This window comes from Pseudomonas sp. NPDC088429, from assembly GCF_044753305.1.
Taxonomy (GTDB): Bacteria; Pseudomonadota; Gammaproteobacteria; order Pseudomonadales; family Pseudomonadaceae; genus Aquipseudomonas; species Aquipseudomonas rustica.
Genome location: NZ_JBIVMX010000159.1, coordinates 1 through 1886, shown reverse-complemented (window position 1 = coordinate 1886; position 1886 = coordinate 1). Strand labels below are relative to the sequence as shown.

Genomic DNA, 1886 nt, shown 5'->3' with positions numbered 1-1886 from the left:
CCAGGGCATGGTCAGCACCTCCTGACCATGATTGATACCTGTAAACCATGTCCCCGGTCTCAAACGTAAAGGATGTACCCGGTCTTTACCCACCCCAGCCCTCTCCCGGAGGGAGAGGGAGCCGACCGAGGTGTCTGGTGCCATACATCGACCTGAAACACCCAGTCGATTATGGATTCGGTTGAGCCCCACCAAATCGATTTTGGATTCAGCAGAATTCTTTCAAGTCGACGTATCCCCTGAGCATCCCCCATTCAGTCCCCTCTCCCTCCGGGAGAGGGCTAGGGTGAGGGGTTCTTCAGAACTAACAAACTTTCCCCAGACAAACAAAAACGCCCCCGGTCTCGCGACCGGGGGCGTTTTCATTCAGCCTGAACTAATGACTCAGTTCTTGGCTTTCTTGGCAGCGCGGGTACGCTCGCTTTCGTCCAGGATCTTCTTGCGAAGACGGATGGACTTAGGAGTTACTTCGCACAGCTCGTCTTCCTGGATGTATTCCAGAGCCTGTTCCAGAGTGAACTTCACTGGTGGAACCAGAGCGATGGTTTCGTCTTTACCCGAAGCACGCATGTTGTCGAGCTTCTTGCCCTTGGTAGGGTTAACGCCCAGGTCGTTGTCGCGGCTGTTCTGACCAACGATTTGACCGTTGTAGATCTCTTGACCGTGTTCTACGAACAGCTTGCCACGAGCCTGCAGGGTTTCCAGCGAGTAGGTCAGTGCCTTACCGGTTTCAACCGAAACCAGAACGCCGTTCTGACGGCCGGACATGTGGCCCGACTTGACGGTGTCGTAACGATCGAAGATCGAGGTCAGGATGCCAGCACCGTTGGTCAGGGTCAGGAACTGGTTACGGAAACCGATCAGACCGCGAGCAGGGATGTTGTATTCCAGACGAACACGGCCCTTACCATCCGGAACCATGTTGGTCAGGTCGCCTTTACGCAGACCCATCTCTTCCATGACCTTGCCCTGCGAATCTTCAGGGATGTCGATGGTCACGTTTTCGAACGGTTCTTGTTTAACGCCGTTCACTTCACGAATGATTACTTCCGGACGGCCCAGGGCCAGCTCGAAGCCTTCGCGACGCATGGTTTCGATCAGTACCGAGAGGTGCAGCTCACCACGGCCGGAAACCTTGAACTTGTCAGCCGAGTCGCCTTCTTCAACGCGCAGAGCAACGTTGTACAGCAGCTCTTTGTCCAGACGATCCTTGATGTTACGGGAGGTCACGAACTTGCCTTCTTTACCGCAGAATGGCGAGTCGTTTACCTGGAAGGTCATCGAAACGGTTGGCTCGTCAACGGTCAGAGGCTTCATTGCCTCAACGGTCAGCGGGTCGCACAGGGTGTCGGAGATGAACAGCGATTCCATACCGCTGATGCAAACGATGTCGCCTGCTGCAGCTTCTTCAACGTCAATACGGTGCAGACCGTGGTGACCCATCAGCTTCAGGATACGACCGTTGCGACGCTTGCCGTCGGCACCGATAGCCACAACCGGGGTGTTCGGCTTGACGCGACCACGAGCGATACGGCCAACGCCGATAACACCCAGGAAGCTGTTGTAGTCCAGTGCGGAGATCTGCATCTGGAACGCGCCTTCACGGTCGACTTTAGGGGCCGGAACGTGATCGACAACCGCTTGGTACAGCGGGGTCATGTCTTCAGCCATGTCGGTGTGATCCAGACCGGCAATGCCGTTCAGGGCCGAGGCGTAAACAACCTGGAAGTCCAGTTGTTCTTCGGAAGCACCGAGGTTGTCGAACAGGTCGAAGATCTGATCCAGAACCCAGTCCGGACGCGCGCCTGGACGGTCAACCTTGTTGATGACCACGATTGGACGCAGGCCGGCTTCGAAAGCCTTCTTGGTCACGAAACGGGTTTGCG

General features: G+C 55.9%; 1 protein-coding gene. It reads right to left on the bottom strand.

The genetic code is table 11. The annotated features are described in order from the left end of the window. Positions 1–384 precede the first annotated feature (384 nt). On the bottom strand, positions 385–1886 hold a 1502-nt coding region (locus ACIP66_RS28630), incomplete at its 5' end, for a GTP-binding protein TypA/BipA (protein WP_400652655.1).